Origin of the sequence: Desulfobulbus propionicus DSM 2032, from assembly GCF_000186885.1 — a bacterium.
In the GTDB taxonomy this organism is placed as follows: domain Bacteria; phylum Desulfobacterota; class Desulfobulbia; order Desulfobulbales; family Desulfobulbaceae; genus Desulfobulbus; species Desulfobulbus propionicus.
The window spans coordinates 1,507,472-1,525,885 of sequence record NC_014972.1; the positions used below are offsets into that span (position 1 = coordinate 1,507,472).

The window sequence follows — 18,414 nt, forward strand, 5'->3', positions numbered from 1 at the left end:
GATGCGAGCCGCCAACATCGTCCATCTGGGAAACAAGGAACTGCGCAGTCTGGCCCGTGACCCCATTCTGCTGTTTCTAATCGTCTACTCGTTCACCATCGGTGTGTATGCCTCGGCCACCGCCATGCCCGACTCGCTCAACAAGGCACCGATCGCCATTGTCGACGAGGATGGCTCGCCCCTGTCGTCCCGTATTGCCTCCGCCTTTTATCCACCCCACTTCTTGGTCCCGGTGCAGATCAGCCAGCCGGAGATGGATGCGCGCATGGATCAGGGACTTGATACCTTTGCCCTCGATATTCCCCCCAACTTCCAGCGCGATCTTCTTGCGGGCCGCAGCCCGGCCATTCAGCTCAACATCGATGCCACCCGCATGTCCCAGGCCTTTACCGGCAATGGCTATATCCAGGCAATCCTCGACGGCGAGATAGCCGAGTTCCTCCAACGCTCCCGTTCCGCCGACCCTTCGCCGGTGGAGCTCAACCTGCGCCACCGCTTCAACCCGTCGCTGACCCAGGCCTGGTTTGGCGCGGTGATGGAGGTGATCAACAATGTCACCATGCTCTCCATTATTCTTACCGGCGCCTCCCTGATCCGCGAGCGGGAGCACGGTACGGTCGAGCATCTGCTGGTCATGCCGGTGACGCCGGGCGAGATCATGATCAGCAAGGCATCGGCCATGGGGTTGGTGGTGATTGTCGCCAGCGCCCTGTCGTTGGTACTGGTAGTCCAGGGATTGCTTGCGGTGCAGATCGAAGGATCCTTGCTGCTGTTTTTCGCCGGCACCGGGCTGCATCTCTTTGCCACCACCTCGATGGGCATCTTCATGGGCACCCTTGCCCGGTCCATGCCCCAATTCGGCCTGTTGATGATGCTGGTGCTGCTGCCCCTGGAGATGCTCTCCGGGGGCGTGACCCCCAGGGAGAGCATGCCAACCGTCGTTCAGCTCGTGATGGAGGCCGCGCCCACCACCCACTTTGTCGCTCTGGCCCAGGCCATTTTGTACCGGGGCGCAGGCTTTGCGGTGGTCTGGCCGCACTTTGCCGCCCTGGTGCTGATCGGCGCGCTGCTCTTTTCTCTGTCGCTGGCGCGCTTCCGCCGCACCATCGGCCTGATGGCCTGAGCGATGCGAAAATGGCGCAAGGGTGAATGGTCTGTAATATGTTGAAATAAAATGAATTAGTTCTCTGGCCTTTCTTTTGTTAGAAAACGGTTAGCGGACTGTTTTTTTGGTGTCATAATTGAGTGAGAAAGGTAAAGTCGGTCCGGCTTGGAACGCCTTGCTCTTCTTGCTGAGGAGGTTGCTCCTCTGACCATGGAAAAGGGCTCGGGGCTTGATTGGTTCATGACCAACGCGAGGTTCCCGGCTGCCTTGAGGACTTTTACTCCAACACGAACAAGAGAACGATTATGAACCTTGGTTTTCTCGCCAAATTGCTGCCGCCGCCGGAAAACAAATTCTATCAGTATTTCGAGGAGGCCGCCGAGGTCTGTGAACTCTCCTCCCAGCTGTTTTACCAAATTGTCCATTCCGATTTGAAGGAACGGGAGGAATATCTCATCCACGCCAAGACCTACAAGCGGCGGGCGGTGGTTGCCCTGGAGGGCAGCCTGGCGCTGCTCAACGCCTCGTTCATCACCCCCATCGACCGGGAAGACATCCAGTTGATCACCTCCAACCTCTACAAGAGCACCAAGGTCATTCTCAAGGCCTGCGTGAACCTCCGCATTTACAAGATCGAGGCTTACAATGAAATTGTCAAGAAACAGGCCGAGATCCTGATCAAGTCGGCGGAGGAGTTGCGCACCATCATCTCGATGTTGAAAAATAACGCCTCGCTCGAAGACATCACCGACTGCAACTCACGGATCAAGGATATCGAGAATCGGGGCGACGAGATTCTGTTCACCGCCACCGAAGAAATCTTTTCCGGCAAATACGACGCGCTCTATGTGCTCAAGCTGCGGGATATTTACAAGGGGATCGAGAACGCCCTCGATATCTGCTCGGTCATTTCCGATCTGATCCTCAATATCGCCCTCAAACACAGATAACTTTCTCCATCATTTTTCCGCACGCGGCAACCACCCTTGCCGCGTCTGCCTGTCACGGAAAAGAGGACGTGCATTCATGGTTCTGACCCTGCTTATTTGTGTGATCGTCACCGCGCTTGTCTTTGAATATATCAACGGCTTTCACGATTCCGCCAACGCCATCGCCACGGTGGTGTCGACCAAGGTGCTCACCGCTCGCGCCGCGGTTATTTATGCCGGATTGCTCAATATCGCTGGGGCCTTCATGGGCACCCACGTGGCCAGCACCATCGGCAGGGGCATTGTCTCCACCGAAAGCGTCACCCAGGGGGTGATTCTCTGCGCCCTGCTGTCGGCCATCATCTGGAATCTGATCACCTGGTACTACGGCATTCCTTCCAGCTCTTCACACGCCTTGATCGGCGGCCTCATGGGGGCCACGATCTCCAAGGCCGGGTATCACGTGGTGCATTTCGACGGCGTGACCAAAAAAGTGCTCATGCCGATGGTCACCTCGCCGCTGATCGGGTTTGGCATCGGCTTTTTGTGCATGGTCCTTATTCTGTGGTTGTGCTCCAGGGCCAATCCCAATACGGTCAACAAATATTTTAAGAAGCTGCAGCTCGTTTCTTCCGGGATCATGGCGCTCAGCCACGGCAGCAACGATGCCCAGAAGACCATGGGCATCATCACCCTGGCCCTGGTCAGCTACCACACCCTGGACACCTTCGAGGTTCCTTACTGGGTCATTCTTGGCTGCGCGGTGACCATGGGCCTCGGCACCATGGCCGGCGGCTGGCGGATCATCCGCACCATGGGCAGCAAGATGATCAAACTCAAGCCGGTGCACGGTTTTGCCGCCGAAACCTCGGCTGCGGCCGTTATCCTCACCGCCTCCCATTTCGGTATTCCGGTCAGTACCACCCATATCATTTCCACCTCGATCATGGGCGTGGGCAGCACCCGGGGCATCCATGCCCTCAAATGGGGTATCGTCGGCAACATCGTCATGGCCTGGATTCTGACCATCCCGGTATGCATGGTGATTGCCGCCGTCCTCTACCGCATCCTGCCGGTCTGAAGCGCTGCGCCGTTCTGCTGAGCAGGCCGGCGCAACCATTTCCGAGCCAATCGATGATTGTGTCCCTGGTCGGAAGCAACGGCCAATGACGTGCCGGCATTCTCCGGCATCCTTCTTCCACTGATTCTCTCCCACCCGTCTTCCGCGAGAGCGGCGTCAATCCTTCCCTTTCGTGGTCCGGCGGCAAATCCCACAAGCCACAGCCAGTCAATCCTCTCCATCCCGGCACATTGCTCGTCCTGAACTTTGTCTGTAAACAGAAGAATGCGGCCAACAATGTGATAGAGTATTATGAAAGCACTAGGCAGTCGGAGGGAGGAGAATGCAATGAACTGGCAAGCGATTGTGCTCGTGACAATGGGTCTGATGCTAACGGTGCATGATGCCTGGGCTGACAAGGACAGGGAGGAGAAGATGCGAACAGCACGAAAACGGATGGTACAGGAAATCGAGGTGGATGTGATGGAAACCTCGAGGTACATCGGTCGTGGTCAACTCAGCGCGGAAGTCATGCGGGTGATGGAGGAAGTGCCCCGGCATGAATTTGTCCCGTCGTATGAGCAGGGGGCGGCGTATCTCAACCGTCCGTTGCCGATCGGCTATGGACAGACCATTTCTCAGCCCTACATTGTGGCGCTGATGACCGATCTGCTGGCTGTTTCCAAGGAGGGCAAAATTCTTGAGGTGGGAGCAGGTTCAGGCTACCAGGCCGCAGTGTTGTCCCGCTTGGTCAACGAAGTGCATTCAATTGAAATCATTCCGGAGTTGGCCAAGGAATGCCGGGAACGGCTGGCGCGCTTGGGCTACGCCAACGTCACCATCCACCAAGGCGATGGATACTACGGACTGCAAAGTGAAGCCCCATTCGATGCCATCGTGGTCACCGCCGCCGCCACTTCCATCCCGCCGCCCCTGGTCCAGCAGTTGAAACCGGGCGGCCGCCTGGTCATCCCGGTGGGCACGCCGTTTGCCGTGCAGCATCTGATGCTGGTTGAAAAGAATGAACAGGGAGAGATTGCCATGCGTCAGGTACTACCCGTGCAGTTCGTGCCGCTGACCGGAAAGCGTGAGTGAACCGGTGCACGATGCCCGCCATCGACCGCCGCCTGCCCGTGGCCGTGGCGCTGATATCCAGTGCCTCGTTTGGCTATGAACTGTTGCTTTTTCGTTTTTTTTCGATCATGTACTGGGGGCATTTCGCCCACCTGATCATCAGCATGGCGCTGCTCGGCTTTGGGGTTTCGGGCACCGTGCTGACCCTCGCCCAGCAGCGATTGCTCCCCTCTTTCCCCCGCGCTTTCTCTCTGCATGCGCTCCTCTTTGCCCTTGCGCTGTTGGCGGCAACCTCGCTGGCCAATCGGCTCGGTTTCAACCCGCCCGAGGTCATCTGGCACAGCGGCCAGCTGGGGCGGCTAACCACGGTCATTGCTGTTGCGATTGGCCCCTTTTTTTGCGCCGGTCTCTGCATTGGTTTGGCCCTCCGCTGGAAAAGCGCGGCAACGGCACGGCTCTATCGAGCGGATCTGATTGGAGCCGCCAGCGGGGCTCTGCTGATCATGGCCCTGCTGTTCGTTCTGCGGCCACACGACGGTGTGCGAATCCTTGCCTTGATCGGTGTGGTGGCCGCAGTGCTTGTTGGCGGTTTTCGCAGCTCCGGCCTTGATCGGATTGTGCTGACCGTTGTTGTCCTGCTGATCGGATTGTGGCCGGCCCGATGGCTCGCGCCGGTGATGTCTCCCTATAAAAGCATGGCGCAGACGCTGCTTGTCCCCGGTGTCCGCCTCGCGGCGGAAACGCATTCGCCTTTTGGCCAATTCTCCGCCCTGACCTCGGATAAGGTACCCTTTCGATACGCGCCAGGATTAAGCCTGCTGGCCCCGGCTGCTCCCCCCAGCCAGGTGGCGCTCTTTCACGATGGTCATGCGGCAGGCGTCATTCTGCACGCCCCGGCAGGCGCTGTCTCCCTGGAGTTTCTTCGCTGGACGCCAATGGCCTTGCCCTATGCACTGCTGAAACAGCCTCGGGTGCTGATAGCCGGGGCCGGCGGCGGAGGGGATGTGTGGCAGGCGTTGCAGGAAAAGGCAGCGCGGGTGGATGCGGTCGAGCCGCATCGTGAATTCATCGAGTTGGTTGGCCGGTCGTTTGGCGCCTTTTCCGGAGGAATCTTTGCGCGGGAAAAGGTTCACGTCTTTTACGGTGATGTTCGAGGGCATCTGGCCGCATCCGGACCACCCTACGATCTCATCCAAATATCTCCCTTGGGAACCGTCGCGCCGCCAGCAGCAGGTGGTCATGCTTTGGAAGCGCGGTATCTCTATACGGTTGAGGGCGTGCGTCTTGCCTTGTCACGTCTTTCACCCGACGGGCTGCTGGCCGTCACTTTACCGCTTGAACTGCCGCCACGCAGCGCGGTGAAAATGACCGCCACCATGGCGGCCGCCTTGAAACAGCTTGATGCAAACGTGGACCCATCTCGGCATGTGATGATCATCCGCAGCTGGAACACCGTCACCCTTGTTGTTTCTCCCGCTCCTCTTTCAGCCCAACGGTTGGCGGTTGTTCGTTCCTTTTGCCGGTGCCGCGCCTTTGATATCGATTGGCTGCCGGATATCGGCCCGGAAGAGGTCAATCGGATCAATGTCCTTGATCGTCCCTATCTGTACCACGCTGTTCTGGATATCTGGCGGGACGGGTCTGCGTCGCGGTTGCCGGTTTTCAATCTGGTTCCGGCAACCGATGATCGCCCATGGTTCAGTCATTTTTTCCGCTGGAGTTCCTTTGGGCAGCTTTGGGAACAGCGCGCATTCGGAACAGCCTCCATGGTTGAATGGGAATATTTGCTGCTATGGATATCCTTGGCTGTTGCCCTGGCCATCAGTCTGCTGGCGATCATCTGGCCTCTCCGGCCGCTGCGTCATGCGCGGATCGGTCATACAGGCGGTTCAGTGACCCCCCTGTTTCGCGCCTTGTATTTCGCCGCTCTGGGATTGGCATTTTTCTTTCTTGAAATCGCCTTCATGCAGCAATTCATCCGTTTCTTGAGCCATCCGGTACTGGCCATGGCCATTGTGGTGCCGTCCTTCCTTGTGTTTGCGGGATGCGGCAGCGGCCTTGCGCAACCATTTGCCGATCGTGTGGCCGCCTGCCGCTGGACGTGGATTCGGGATCGACCCTCGATGGTGGCGATTGTTATTCTTGTCGCTGTTGCCCTTGCCTATAGATGGCTTTTACCGCTTTTTTTCCATATCGGCGCCTCCTGGCCGGACATGCTCCGCTTGCTGGCCACCATGCTGTTGATCGGCGGCCTCGCTTTTTGGATGGGCATGCCCTTTCCTTTGGGGCTCACTCGGCTGGGGCGGCATCATCCCGACTTCATTCCCGTAGCCTGGGGAGTGAATGGATTCTTTTCGGTTATCAGCGCCATTGCTGCCACCATCCTCGCACTGTATGCTGGATTTCAGGTGGTTGTTGTTGCCGCTTTGGCCTTTTATTTTCTGGCAACCGTATGCGAGCAGCACTTGTAAAATTATCCTTGTATTTCGGGAAAGTGCCTCCGAGCAGCACGGCAAGATACCGATCACGGCGCGTTGGGATTGACAGGGAGCAGTTCTTGATCTTCATGCAGCCGCTCATGATAGAGCCTGTCTTGGAAGGATATTCAGAGAGCTGAAAGCAAAGATCTTGCCCCCAACTCCACTAAAGCACCGGAGGGCTGTTTTGCCGCCTTTGAGCCTTGCCTTTGTGCTGTTTAAAATGTGGAGTGAAGAAAGTCGCTTGACAAAGGATTCGAGATATTATAAATGAGGCACACGAAAAATGACTGGCCCCATCGTCTAGTGGCCTAGGACATCGGCCTCTCACGCCGGTAACAGGGGTTCGAGTCCCCTTGGGGTCACCAAGAATATCAGCTAGTTAGCTAGTCTGTTATACTCCGAGAGCTTGGTGATGTACTTTTGATGTACTTTTTGTCTCGGAATCCTTTAAACCGGGGAGTGCGGCCAGCACTTCCCGGTTTTCTTTTTTCAGCCGGTGAATATACCGCTGAGTGGTAGCCAAGCTGGTGTGGCGGAGCATGTATTGAATCTCGACCAAAGGCACATTCTGTGCCGCCAGGATCGAGGCGAACAGGTGCCGGATGCCATGGAACCCAAAAGGTTTGACCCCCGCTTTCTTGCATAACCGTTTCAACCAGTGCTGGCGGTACTGATAGGAAAGTTTCTGTTCTCTGATAAAGACATGCTCTTTGATGTCGCAGCTTTTCTTTCTGTGCCGCAACAACCATTCAACAAGATCGTCTTTGACGCTCAACCACTGTGAGCGCCATTCCCCGACCTTGTTCTTTCTCCAACTCAGCCTTATTCGCTTGCGGAAAAAATCCACATCAGCCCAAGTGAGACGAAAGAGCTCGTCCCGGCGGGCTCCGGTCTGCAAGTAGCAGTAAAGCATCAGCTTGTCTTGATCGTCCTCGATGATGTGAAAGATCTTCCAAAAATCATCAAGCGTTGGAACGTATCTTTCAACCCGCTCCGAGGCGAATTTTTCCACCTTGGAAAACGGGTTGTCGATGGGGAGGTCAAGAAACTTCACTCCCCAGGACCAAGCCGCCGACAAGTTTTTCCTGTCTTTGTTGGCCGCGTTCCCGGATCGGCTGACAGATTGCCTTTGCAAAGCCTTTTGGACCTGCAGGGCAGTCAATCGATTAGCCGATTCTTTCGGGTTAATGCCAGGACAGGCAAAGAGTTGCCGAAAAGCTATTCGTTTTTCGTCAAACGTCTTGCCGGTAAAATTCTGCTCTGCATGCCGCAGGTATTCCGTGGCCCAATCAAGCAAGCAGACCGTAAGGGTCTTTTGTTCCGCTGGTTCGGTTGGCCTTTCGGCTTCCCACAGAAGCGCATCCTTCTTGGTTGCGAAGCACTTCCGTTCCTTCTTGTTCCCGTTGAATCGTTGACCCATCCACGGAAATCTGTCCTTGTTTTTGTTCGGGTTTTTGTACGCCATAATTCATAACCTCGTTGCGTGGAAATCTCCAAGAACGTGGCCCCAGGCGCACCCCTCCAAGCCTTTCGAGACCATACCGCTGGAGAACCCTTTTCTCAACGCGGAAGTATTCACAAACTTCCTGTAACGTCATCATTTCGGGAAGCATTTTTTATAACCGTGAAAATTTATGACCATTTTTATAACTAAAACACCGGCAACCGCATTTGCCGATTAGCGGCGGGTTGTTTTTCTTCACGGACGGCGGCTTTGATCCGGCGGGCACGTTCGGCAATGGCGGGCATGTACTCAGCCCCGAGGGCCTTGTTGCCCATCAGGCCCCGCCGGGGTGTGGTGAAGATCGAAGATTTCATACCTACCCGGCAAGCGTTAGCCTGAACTCGTTTCTCTTGGTGATCATCTTTTCTCGGAAGGCTGCTTCATCCTCGAAAAAGGCGTGCAGGTCCTCCTCAATAATGTCCTTGCAGAGATACACTATCTTGTCGATGTCATCGGGCTCCACTTCCAGGGAGGCGCAGACCGACATCAGGATTCCCCGCGCCTGCTTGCGGAGCATGACGATATCCTTGTGCTTGACCGCATGGGTGCGGATGTAGCCGAATACCCCGGTCCACACCACGGCCTGCACCTTCTGCCAGAACTCTGAGACCTTGGCCTTGGTCTGGTTGTGATTGCGGTTGACCGGGCTTTCGGTGTGCCGGGTCCATTCGGTGGTCAGATAGGCCCAGAGACTTTTTAGGGAGTTGACTAAATCGCAGACCGTGTTGATCCTGTTGCCTTCCCGATCTGAGAACTCACGGAGCTTGGGTCGGCGGAGTTGGTATTCAATCCGGGTTACGGGCTGTTCGTCGTAGGTGTTAACGCCCCATATTTCGGCAAAGACCTGCTGCTTGTTGGTGGCTCGTTTTCTCTTCAATTCCAGAACCTTGTCATAGCCACGAAACATCATGCCGTCGCTGCCAATGGTGATGCCAGAAAACTTGCGGTTGGAGTAATGGCGGTTAAATTCCAGTTCTTCAGGGTCAGGCTCTCGTTTTGTGACTTTGAGACCTCCATATTCATCTTCGTCACGGGCCAAGGCGATCCAATGGCAACGATTTTCCAGGTCTGTGGTTTTGATATCGACACCGACGAAGTCAGCGGCGAGATGTACTTCGGACACCCGTTCCTTGACCACCTTGCCGCCGTAGCAGGCGAGGAAGGTTTTCACCCGGTCGTAGATGGCGAAGAAGCCCGGCGACCAGCAGGACAGGGAGCCGATTTCCAAACGGCAGTTGGGGATTTCACCGTTTGCTTTCCTGCGGTTGAACATCAGGGTGATGTCGCCGGAACGGAGGCGGAAGGTATACATCTTGGCCCCGGTGCGGTAGAGATTCCAGTCAAAGCCGTTTTCCTTGATCACCGGGATAGAGTCCTTTTCCGTATCCTGGACCTGCTTTTTCATCGACTCGAGAATCCCGAGGAAATTGTTGATGAGCGGATTCCATTCAATCCAGAAAGACACCTTCAAAAAGTCGAGTCCGCGAAACGGCGAGTCCCGTACTACTGGCAAACCACTTGTTAATCGGGCTTGTGGTTCGGGGCCGGCGGGCTGTTCCGGGGTGGTGCGCACCCGGACCGGTCCGGGGCCAAGGGGCGGCGGCTCGGTGGGGCGTACCCGGATCGGCGCGGCGTTGCGATGGACAAAGAACGGATAGCGATGGTTGTAACGGTAATCCTCCAGGGGGATTTCCTGGAGATAGTCGGGCTCGGGTGCCCTGAAGGTGGGAATGTTGGTAAGATCGACCGTCTTGCCCTGGAGCACGGCGCGGAGCTTTTGCGAAAGGGGGTCCTTGGATGGGCGGCGAGAATAATACATGATTGTGCTCCTTTAATAGGTGAAGTACCCACGACCATTGCATGTAAGACAACTTCCTTCGTCTCCACCATCATAGGTGCAAATACCAGTGCCATCGCAGCATGGACAAGTCTCCCTTTGCTTGGCATGATTGTGGTCAATTTGTCGGTAATATGCAGGCGAATGGGGAGAAGGTTGGTTAACCCAGTGACCATTAACGAAATCTATTTTGCCCTGGTAGATGTCATCGTTCTTCTCTGCCCAGCATAGATATCCAGGACAATCAGTAGTCAGAGAACCTTCTAAAAGGCCGCAAACTCGGCAGACAGCAAGCCCGCCGTCGCAGATGGGACAAGTACCCGGTTCGAGGCAATTCGTATGCTCTATGAATATATGCTTCATGTTTCCATCCTTCTTCTCTAATTGGTGCATGGTCATTCCTATCGAATCAGTTCATTGCAAAAAACTAACGCGCTATCGCTTGTTTCCTTCACAAGGTTCCTTCAAAAGTCGGGAAACTGCCCCCGACTTTCAAAGCGAACCTTATGAAGGCAAGAAATAATTACTTGGATAGGGAAAGGTCTGATGATTCATCAGCGCACCGGCACGAATAATGATTTTCAAATGGCTGGAAGTCCTGACCAATGCAGGAAAAACGGAGCATCTTGCCGCGATCCTGGCAGGACCTTTCGCAAATGGAGAGATATTCACGACACGATTTAGATTCACGGACCCGTTCCTTGGCACTGTAATGGCGAGCATAGGGGAATTCTCCGGGCATCACCGGGGAGTCAGAAGGCTTTGGATCAGGGGACGGAGAAGAAGGCGAAGTCTGTTGAGGCGGAGAAGGTAACCGGTCATAAGACACAGTACTTTTGCAAAACCCTTGATTAGTGGAGAAAATGAAAAAAACGGTAGCCGCATAAACACATGGTGATTTCATAGGAACCTCAATAATAGGAGATAACGGTGCCTGGAGCGAGGCGGGGGCGAAACATCGGAAAAACGATTGACCGAGAATCGGAGGAACCTGTTTGCCGGGAAACGTTGCGTTGATGTTCCAATGGTGGCGGCACGGCGGAAAAACTGAACATTTCGAACGAATCGTACAGATCAGCAATTTTTTTGTTCAAGGGCTGGACCCACGTTTTCGCTTTCATTGCCTTGCTACCGCCCATGTTCGCATATTGGCGAATAGCGAGAAAACAAGGGTATGGACTCATTTTGATCGATATGAACGGGATAGGAAGTTTGACGCGAGTGAAATTGCGGAAGAAGGTTTCATACTCGACAAGAAAACGAATCTGCTTGTCTATCATCTCGATATTGTGAGCAATCAAGATGAAGTCGAGCTTCATTTTGCGGTGCTGGGTGAAGATTTCCAAAAAATCAGAGTTCTTGCCCCAATTGCGCGAATTGAAATAGAATTGGCATTCATCGAGAATAACGAGGGCTTTGCCCTCTCGTTGTTCACGAAATTTTCCCCGAACAAGGCCAGGTGTAACCGCAGAAAGCTGATAAATCGAATCAACGGAACCAAGGAAGAAACAACGGCTGGTTACATCATCAATAAATTCTTGCCTGGTTTTTCGGCCGATTTTAATTTGTATGGAACGATCCGCAAGACGTTCGGCCCAATCCGATACCAACCGAAAATTGGTGGCCAATACTCCACCGTCAAGCAAGTGCATAATGCCATCAAAAAGGGCGGTACAGGACTTGCCGGAACCCGGAACACCGCAATAAAGATCAATCATTTTGCAATCCTCACAAACCGAAGAAGAGGACCGTATACGAAAGAAATGCCCATGTTCACAACAATGATGGAGACACAGAAAACAAAATGATCTACAGGAAAAATCCAATTAAGAGTGGGAACTATCGGAAAACTTGACAAGACAGCAGAAGGAGCCGGAATAGTATAATCAGGTAACAATCCAGCAATAAAATCAATTATGCCAATTGCAATGTTTGCAATTAAATCAAGAATCCACCAAAATAAAGGGAATCTTGAAATTTAGCTTAGCAAGCCCCGGCACCATTCACCGACAATTTTATTCACAAAGACCATGCTCTTCTGGCTTTTAATCCGATCGGTTTTGCACCTTGGCGGTGCCTCGCTCTGTGCTCGATGGCGGTCTTTTGCCAGTTTGCCGCACTCCGGGCACACTTCACCTGCTTGCAGCCAGAAGCATCCCCATTCGGTCAATGTTATACACCAAGTTGCGCAAGCCGATCTTTGCTCGGGCTCGGGCTATGCCGATCGTGCGCAACAGTACATTCCCCGCTCGCTGCGCCTGTACACCAAAGACATGCTCGATTCGCGAACGGACCTTGGATCTGGTTCGGTTGCCCTCCTGTTCTCTGGGCGTCAAGGGACGATTGCGGCTCCCCTTGCGTTGGATGTGTTCACGAAAACCATCCTGGCCGAGGCGCTCCAATCGATCCGCGGATCGATAGGCCGAATCCGCCCAGACGTCCTTGCTCGTATTGTCGGCAAGGAGTTGCTCGAACACGTTGCTGTCGTGCAGGGCCGCATCGGTCACGGCATAGCTGCGAATCAACTTGTGCTTCACATCCACCGAGATGTGGTTCTTGTAGCCGTAATAAGACTTGCCGTTCTTCTTGGTCCAGCGCGCGTCCGCGTCTTTTCTACGCCGCTTGTTCTCGGACCAGTTCTCCGGGATGTCGCCCTCTTTGATCCGGGCATTTTCCTCCCGGCTGTTCCGCTGTTTGGGCACGCTGACAATGCTGGCATCCACGATCTGCCCTTTCATCGCCATGAAGCCGTTGTCCCGGAGATGCGCATCGAAGGTCGCAAACAGTTCCTCTACAATGCCGGCCTTGACGAGGTCTTCCCGAAAACGCCAGATGGTGGTGGCATCGGGAACCTTCTGGCTGATGTGCAGACCAAGAAAGCGCCCAAAGGAGTGCCGGTCGAGAATCTGAAACTCGGTCGCGTCATCCGACAGATTGTACAACGACTGCAGGATGAGAATCTTAAACAGCAGGATGACGTCGTACCCCTTCGGCCCGACCGTAGACTGCCGGCCCTTGTCCCTGGCCTTTTCGAGCGCAGGACGAAACATCTCCCAGTTGACCGTCTCGTTGATCTTGGCAAGTGGGTCGCCGTTCTTGTCGATTTTGTGCAATCGGTCCTGCAAATCAAAAAAGCCGGGCTGGATCATGGCTGATCTCCATCGGGTGATGGTTGGCGGATGCGGCCTTAAAACGATGAAGAATGTAACATATTTACACAAAATCAACAATTTGATAGTTAAACTTGTCGCAGGCTACTGCATTTAATTTTCAAGAAACCCTAAATTTTTGAAAGCAATTACAATAAGATTTCCAAGTTCTTGAAGTCCCATTTCATTTTCCTCGTAAATCAACGCCAACGTAAAGATAAATTAATAGAACAATGGTTGAGATTGTGATGCCAAGTGCAAAAAGAGACCTAACCATTTGAGCAATGTTATCAAATGAACTTAGATCAATTGTTATATTTTTACCGTATATAGAATATGTGTAAACGGGTGCTGATCCTGAACCTTTGAAGTCAGAATAAATATCTTTGAATGTTGATCGAAGAGAAAAGGGGAATTTTGTGGTGAATTGGGAAAAATGTGAAGCTATACCTTCATAATCAAACTTCCCCTCAACATATTGATAGGAACCTGTCCAGCCATCACTATTATCAACGTCTCCATCTCCATCGGTATCTGATCCAGAAACGGAGGTAGAAGAACCGCCACCGGTAGAAGTGTCACCATCACCATAATAATTATTAGTTGTATTGTTTGTTGTTGAATTATCAATAGTTTGATTGACTTCATTAAAATCGCTTGCAAGTTCCCACTGTCCATTAGACATACACTCGCAAATCATGTGTTTATTTTCACTACAAGCAAAATTTTTTATTAAAGCAGAAGAACCGCATGAGGAAGAACATTTTGATTTGAGATCATCACAAGTTTTATCTAAATCCATGAGTCCTACATCTTCGCCTTTTTGCTCAGTGGTGGGAAAAACTTGTTCTGCGTCATCAGCAGTAGTGTTTTCAGTAAGTATTTCGGAATCACCACTATCAGAAGTATCTTTTTCACAAACTGAGTCGGTACATTGGTCAACTGAAGAAACAGTGTTACATTTTATTGTGTGGAGCTTATCAGGAGTGGCAAGATAGGTCACACGACCACCAGCGGCGAAAAATGATTTTTCATCAATATAAGAAGGAAATGAACCGATAGAATAAACAAGACCAGGAAACTTTTCTGGATAATTATAAGCGGAATAGATGCTGATCATATCGTAGTTATCATTTTGAGCAGAATAACTAATGATACCAGCAACAACAGTTCCGTCTGATAATTCGTACCAACCTTTTAGATATTTTGTTCCGGCAACAGTAGAATCATACGGGTTATCATCACAAACATCACAAAGACCATCAGAATCGGAATCGAGACAATCAACAGTGCAACCAGGTTTTGCGGCAAAAAAAGACGCAGTTACATTTGAAGAAACAGAAATAATTCCTTGTGAAAGAAGAGTAGAAAAGCACTCGGGTGTTACAGTCATCAATCCACCGATAACAGAATAGGCCCATCGTGTTCCATTCCAAAACATTCCGTAAAGGGTTATTTTCCGCCAAGTATAACCGGAGGTAATAGTAACAGCGGAATAACTCATTTCGGTCTCGCCAATTGTCAAACGAACATCACCGACAAGATTGGTCTTAAGAGTCGAGCTCTCTACAACGCCGCCATCAATATAGAACCACTGGGTACAAGAACCGGGGTAACCAGGTTCAACAGAATCAGCTTTGCAATTCAGGCAAAGTGCAAAAACTGAAACAAACCCGAGAAGAAACCAGAGGAAATTTTTCATGATGAACGCAGGCAGGAAGGAAGGGGAGCCCGAAGGCTCCCCAGGTAGTTAATGACTACGAACCAGCATTTTGAAAAAGCCAATGCCGATGACTACACCAAGGATGGTGCCCCAAATCGGCAGACCGGCGGTCAATGCGGTTCCAAGCTGTGTGGTGATCTCGGTTACTGCGTCAGCATACGATACGGTCATATCTGCGTTCTCCAGTTGAGGTTTTAAAAAGCCCTATGGTTGTATGTGAACATTCCCCGGAAAACACCCCATACCCAGGCCGTCGAGTATGTGAACAACCAAGTGAAAATTCCGAGGCTTAAACCGCCAACAAAGAGAGTCATATTAAGCGCCATTCTACGACCTCCATGTAACAGCGATTATCAAAGCGATGCCTAACCCCAGGGCAAAGGATGAGACATCGACAAAGAATCCTTGTATGCTCGTTAATAGGTTGATGATTGTTTCCGCTTGCTCGCTCGTCATGGCGATACCTACAAAACCGGCAAACCCGCCGTTAAAGGCCGGTCTCGTCCCCTGCGACGGCGCGCGGGGCCGAGGCCGGGCCGTCAACGGCTCGGTTGCGATCAAAAACCGGGTGTTGATGGAGGCGCCGTATGAGTCTTAGGAAAAATCCAACGCAATCGTAAATCAACAGCGCCATCAAACAGCCTATGAACGATGCAAAAACAAGCGGTTCCATTATTTGACCGCCCAAAGATAATGGGGATAATGCCAACGGCCTTTTGAATCCTTCCATGGACGACATTGAACCTCGACGGAAATACTCAAATCGTCGCCAGGATTGCCGAGCTTGGACCGCGACATGATGCAATATTTGTTTGGATGCGAATAAGCGTCAGGTGCTGGGGTGGCCAATATGGATTCGATGATAGGAAAATTTTCCTTATCGGTGCCCACCTGTTGCGAGGCTTGAATACGGCCGGAAAGCCAGAGGGTGCCAGATTTAACTGGATTTTTTTCGTTGGTTGACATGGTTTCAGCTCCTTGTTTTTTTGAATTTGTTGTGCATGACGGTGCTAAATCATTGTTTGAAGCGGATAGTAAGATTGCGTTCCCTGTCCCGGAATCGTGACTCGACCAAGCGAAATTGCGGAGAGAGCATGGCGAATTGTGTGCAGAGCTCAGCATCAGAGAAACGCATGATTCTTTTCTTGAGTTCGTGAATCGCGGCGGGTTGGTTTGGTTTCATTTCGCGTTTTTCTTTAAAGTTTGATGTGTAGTAAAATAATAATTTCTATATATAGACATTTAATAGCGAGAATGTCGGCATGTCAACAAAAATAAATGAAGAAGTGAAAAAAATAGGAAATAGACTAAAAGAATTCAGAGTTGAAAATGGTTTAACACTTGTTCAACTATCTGAATTAATAGGAATTTCTCATGGATCATTGTCGGGGCTTGAGAATAACAAATCGAAACCATCAGCAGAAACTTTATCGAATTTATGTCTATATACAGAAATTGACATTGTTTGGTTGTTAACCGGAAGGAGGGAAAAGCCTATAGAAAGAAAAATACCGACAAGAAAATTTGAAATTTTTGAACAAGCAGAGGAGTGGCTACGAGAAGAAGTACAAAAAAATCCGAAGAAAGAAATATGGTTCGAAGTAGAATTTGAGAAAACGTTTCAGGAGTTCAAAGAATGGAAAGAAGGAAAGGAAGGGAGAAGAAAACTTGAATCGGAGGCTCTATCGTATAAAATAGCAGGAAATAACTAAGTCGCAATAAGGTATAACATGGACGCATCGTTAGATAATCTCAACAACGAACCGGACCAAGACAGAGAAAAATCAGAAAAAGAAATCAAGAAAAAGCTCAAAAGAATGGGGAATCCGGTATGGGGTTTTCTGTGGAGATTTTTCCTCTGTTGCGCTTTGATCGATATTCCCTTTTGGGCATATTTTCACTTCGTCAAAGGCGTGCCGATCCTGGTAGGGCTGCAACAAATAAGAAACGAAGTCCAAGAAAAATTTTATACGCCAAAAGAACCCGAGCAGAAAAAAATTGTGAAATTCGATTTTCCACAGCCAACAAGAAAACCATCGTGACAGCTAAAAAAGCAATCTCCGGAGGAGATGCAAAAAAGAAACGCTGAAATGGCTATCAAAGCGGCAAGAGCTGAAGCAGAAAGAAAAGAGGCATTACGAAGACAAAGAGAAAGATACTCAGGGCCGATATTCAGCTGGAGAAACGAGAAAGGGAATAAGGTTTATTCAAATGTAGGATTCCCACAAGACAGGCCATATACAGAAGCGACAATTGAGTACAAATGAAGGCGTTGGAGGTGTCAGCGCTAAGGGAAAAGGAAACAATTCATTTTATAATGTATCCCGCATGTATCACGGTTCCCCTGAAAGCCTTGATTTGTAAGGCGGGAGACGGGTTCAACTCCTGGGGCCAAGAAATGAGAGGTGAGGGAGAAACAACACCCGCAATTTGAACATGCAAGTTTATGCAAGTGTAACGAAAAACGGCCACTCAGCTAGTATCAGCTAAGTGGCCGTAATTATTTGGTACCCGGAACGAGAATCGAACTCGTACAGCCAAAGGCCGAGGGATTAAAACGGCCTTGCGCCTAGCCCGAAACCTCACGGAGTAGCCTGAATATGAGCAAAACTATTACCACACGCTATGACGTCAGCGAGCACCTCAGAACACCAGAGGAAATGGCCGCTTATCTTGAGGCATGTTTCGAGGAAGCCAATGGAGACGCCGCCTTTATTGCCAAGGCTCTCGGCGATATTGCCCGAGCTAAAGGAATGACACAGGTTGCACGAGATGCAGGCCTGTCTCGTGAAAGCCTGTATAAAGCTCTCTCCGGCGAACGTAGCCCAGGATTTGATACAATCCTCAAAGTCATCGGTGCGCTTGGTTTGAAATTGCACGCTGAACCCAATCACGCATGAATTGCCTTTGACGCTTGGTTAGTAACCATTTTTTGATGTACTTTTGATGTACTTTTGAGGCAAAGTTAAAGCACATGAGCGTTTGATACGGCCTGTAACTATCTGAAAAACAAAGAAAAGGCTTTTTGGGGAACGCTCTTTTTAGGCCTCTCACGCCGGTAACAGGGGTTCGAGTCCCCTTGGGGTCACCAAGTATCTGGAAATACTTGGTGAAGCATTACACACGACGCCTTGAGAGCAAATGCGCTTTCAAGGCGTTTTTTTTCAGCACACAGTTAATTCGCGGGCGATTCTGCACCTGCTTGCACGAGATTTAGAACCGCGTTTTCTGCTCCTGTAAAGCCCCTTCAAAGTCGAAAACAGTTTTTCGATTTTTTCACCTTTCGCAACATTAGTGCGTTCACCACTGACCTGGTTTCTATTTCCTCTGGAAAAACAATGGTATCCCTCCGGCTTCAGACGGGTAGTATCTGTTAGCCGCTCACTTACACATGCATGGCGACCATGGAGTATCGCCAAGGCCATCCCACCCGAAATACAAGATCGAATATCATTTTGGTTGGGTAGCTCAATACCGTGACCGAGTGTTGGTGAACGATCTTGCCCGCTGTGTTCGTGAACTTGTTCGCCAACCCTTTGAACGGCATGTGAGA

Annotated in this window: 17 protein-coding genes and 1 tRNA gene; 10 read left to right on the forward strand and 8 right to left on the reverse strand. The window is 51.3% G+C overall.

Translation table 11 applies throughout. From position 1 onward, the window contains the following. Position 1: 1 nt before the first annotated feature. The 6 genes from DESPR_RS06625 (at position 2) to DESPR_RS06650 (ending at position 7,013) form a co-directional block, all read left to right on the forward strand. Positions 2-1,123 carry an ABC transporter permease gene (locus DESPR_RS06625; RefSeq protein WP_015724035.1) on the forward strand — a complete coding sequence of 374 codons (1,122 nt, stop codon included), beginning with the start codon at positions 2-4 and terminating at the stop codon, positions 1,121-1,123. A 287-nt stretch (positions 1,124-1,410) separates the two neighbouring features. Beyond that, on the forward strand, positions 1,411-2,055 hold the full coding sequence (locus DESPR_RS06630; RefSeq protein WP_015724036.1) for a DUF47 domain-containing protein: 645 nt from the start codon (positions 1,411-1,413) through the stop codon (positions 2,053-2,055). 76 nt (positions 2,056-2,131) lie between these two features. Then, a complete protein-coding gene (locus DESPR_RS06635; protein WP_015724037.1) occupies positions 2,132-3,115 on the forward strand; it encodes an inorganic phosphate transporter in 984 nt (327 codons plus the stop codon). Positions 3,116-3,442: 327 nt separating this feature from the next. Further along, the gene (locus DESPR_RS06640; protein ID WP_015724038.1) at positions 3,443-4,189 is read left to right on the forward strand and encodes a protein-L-isoaspartate(D-aspartate) O-methyltransferase; all 747 of its coding nucleotides are present in this window, start codon (positions 3,443-3,445) and stop codon (positions 4,187-4,189) included. Continuing rightward, the gene (locus DESPR_RS06645; RefSeq protein WP_081457980.1) at positions 4,186-6,639 is read left to right on the forward strand and encodes a spermidine synthase family protein; all 2,454 of its coding nucleotides are present in this window, start codon (positions 4,186-4,188) and stop codon (positions 6,637-6,639) included. Before DESPR_RS06640 ends, DESPR_RS06645 begins: the two co-directional genes overlap by 4 nt. Before the next feature lie 298 nt (positions 6,640-6,937). Continuing rightward, positions 6,938-7,013 (forward strand) — tRNA-Glu (locus tag DESPR_RS06650). Positions 7,014-7,039: 26 nt separating this feature from the next. On the opposite strand, the gene DESPR_RS06655 is transcribed toward DESPR_RS06650, so the two are convergent. The 8 genes from DESPR_RS06655 to DESPR_RS06685 all read right to left on the reverse strand — a co-directional run bounded on the left by DESPR_RS06655 (position 7,040) and on the right by DESPR_RS06685 (position 15,827). After that, on the reverse strand, positions 7,040-8,113 hold the full coding sequence (locus DESPR_RS06655) for a tyrosine-type recombinase/integrase (RefSeq protein ID WP_015724040.1): 1,074 nt from the start codon (positions 8,111-8,113) through the stop codon (positions 7,040-7,042). 185 nt (positions 8,114-8,298) lie between these two features. Continuing rightward, positions 8,299-8,466, reverse strand: a complete 168-nt coding sequence (locus DESPR_RS18420) for a hypothetical protein (RefSeq protein ID WP_015724041.1) — start codon at positions 8,464-8,466, stop codon at positions 8,299-8,301. 2 nt (positions 8,467-8,468) lie between these two features. After that, entirely contained in the window at positions 8,469-9,971 is a 1,503-nt protein-coding gene (locus tag DESPR_RS06660) for a hypothetical protein (RefSeq protein ID WP_015724042.1), read from the reverse strand. A 929-nt stretch (positions 9,972-10,900) separates the two neighbouring features. Continuing rightward, positions 10,901-11,707, reverse strand: a complete 807-nt coding sequence (locus tag DESPR_RS17820) for a zonular occludens toxin domain-containing protein (RefSeq protein ID WP_015724043.1) — start codon at positions 11,705-11,707, stop codon at positions 10,901-10,903. Between the two features lie 414 nt (positions 11,708-12,121). Beyond that, the gene (locus tag DESPR_RS06670; RefSeq protein ID WP_015722803.1) at positions 12,122-13,138 is read right to left on the reverse strand and encodes an IS5 family transposase; all 1,017 of its coding nucleotides are present in this window, start codon (positions 13,136-13,138) and stop codon (positions 12,122-12,124) included. A 184-nt stretch (positions 13,139-13,322) separates the two neighbouring features. Further along, on the reverse strand, positions 13,323-14,840 hold the full coding sequence (locus DESPR_RS18425; RefSeq protein WP_015724044.1) for a hypothetical protein: 1,518 nt from the start codon (positions 14,838-14,840) through the stop codon (positions 13,323-13,325). Between the two features lie 48 nt (positions 14,841-14,888). Beyond that, entirely contained in the window at positions 14,889-15,032 is a 144-nt protein-coding gene (locus DESPR_RS18430) for a hypothetical protein (protein WP_015724045.1), read from the reverse strand. A 501-nt stretch (positions 15,033-15,533) separates the two neighbouring features. Further along, positions 15,534-15,827 (reverse strand): hypothetical protein, encoded by a 294-nt coding sequence (locus DESPR_RS06685; protein WP_015724046.1) that lies wholly within the window; start codon positions 15,825-15,827, stop codon positions 15,534-15,536. A gap of 296 nt (positions 15,828-16,123) precedes the next feature. On the opposite strand from DESPR_RS06685, the gene DESPR_RS17825 reads away from it, so the two are divergent. From DESPR_RS17825 to DESPR_RS06695, 4 genes are all read left to right on the forward strand, one after another. After that, positions 16,124-16,573 (forward strand): helix-turn-helix domain-containing protein, encoded by a 450-nt coding sequence (locus DESPR_RS17825; RefSeq protein WP_015724047.1) that lies wholly within the window; start codon positions 16,124-16,126, stop codon positions 16,571-16,573. 18 nt (positions 16,574-16,591) lie between these two features. After that, on the forward strand, positions 16,592-16,903 hold the full coding sequence (locus tag DESPR_RS06690; RefSeq protein ID WP_015724048.1) for a hypothetical protein: 312 nt from the start codon (positions 16,592-16,594) through the stop codon (positions 16,901-16,903). A gap of 27 nt (positions 16,904-16,930) precedes the next feature. Next, positions 16,931-17,128 (forward strand): hypothetical protein, encoded by a 198-nt coding sequence (locus DESPR_RS18435; RefSeq protein WP_169701551.1) that lies wholly within the window; start codon positions 16,931-16,933, stop codon positions 17,126-17,128. 333 nt (positions 17,129-17,461) lie between these two features. Beyond that, positions 17,462-17,761, forward strand: coding sequence for an addiction module antidote protein (locus DESPR_RS06695; RefSeq protein ID WP_015724049.1), 300 nt, complete (start codon positions 17,462-17,464; stop codon positions 17,759-17,761). The last annotated feature ends 653 nt before the right edge of the window (positions 17,762-18,414 follow it).

Coding starts and splice junctions, on each gene's coding strand:
- DESPR_RS06625 (WP_015724035.1), top strand. CDS start 2: ATGCGAGCCGCCAACATCGTCCATCTGGGAAACAAGGAACTGCGCAGT.
- DESPR_RS06630 (WP_015724036.1), top strand. CDS start 1,411: ATGAACCTTGGTTTTCTCGCCAAATTGCTGCCGCCGCCGGAAAACAAA.
- DESPR_RS06635 (WP_015724037.1), top strand. CDS start 2,132: ATGGTTCTGACCCTGCTTATTTGTGTGATCGTCACCGCGCTTGTCTTT.
- DESPR_RS06640 (WP_015724038.1), top strand. CDS start 3,443: ATGAACTGGCAAGCGATTGTGCTCGTGACAATGGGTCTGATGCTAACG.
- DESPR_RS06655 (WP_015724040.1), bottom strand. CDS start 8,113: ATGGCGTACAAAAACCCGAACAAAAACAAGGACAGATTTCCGTGGATG.
- DESPR_RS18420 (WP_015724041.1), bottom strand. CDS start 8,466: ATGAAATCTTCGATCTTCACCACACCCCGGCGGGGCCTGATGGGCAAC.
- DESPR_RS06660 (WP_015724042.1), bottom strand. CDS start 9,971: ATGTATTATTCTCGCCGCCCATCCAAGGACCCCCTTTCGCAAAAGCTC.
- DESPR_RS17820 (WP_015724043.1), bottom strand. CDS start 11,707: ATGATTGATCTTTATTGCGGTGTTCCGGGTTCCGGCAAGTCCTGTACC.
- DESPR_RS06670 (WP_015722803.1), bottom strand. CDS start 13,138: ATGATCCAGCCCGGCTTTTTTGATTTGCAGGACCGATTGCACAAAATC.
- DESPR_RS18425 (WP_015724044.1), bottom strand. CDS start 14,840: ATGAAAAATTTCCTCTGGTTTCTTCTCGGGTTTGTTTCAGTTTTTGCA.
- DESPR_RS18430 (WP_015724045.1), bottom strand. CDS start 15,032: ATGACCGTATCGTATGCTGACGCAGTAACCGAGATCACCACACAGCTT.
- DESPR_RS06685 (WP_015724046.1), bottom strand. CDS start 15,827: ATGTCAACCAACGAAAAAAATCCAGTTAAATCTGGCACCCTCTGGCTT.
- DESPR_RS17825 (WP_015724047.1), top strand. CDS start 16,124: ATGTCAACAAAAATAAATGAAGAAGTGAAAAAAATAGGAAATAGACTA.
- DESPR_RS06690 (WP_015724048.1), top strand. CDS start 16,592: ATGGACGCATCGTTAGATAATCTCAACAACGAACCGGACCAAGACAGA.
- DESPR_RS18435 (WP_169701551.1), top strand. CDS start 16,931: ATGCAAAAAAGAAACGCTGAAATGGCTATCAAAGCGGCAAGAGCTGAA.
- DESPR_RS06695 (WP_015724049.1), top strand. CDS start 17,462: ATGAGCAAAACTATTACCACACGCTATGACGTCAGCGAGCACCTCAGA.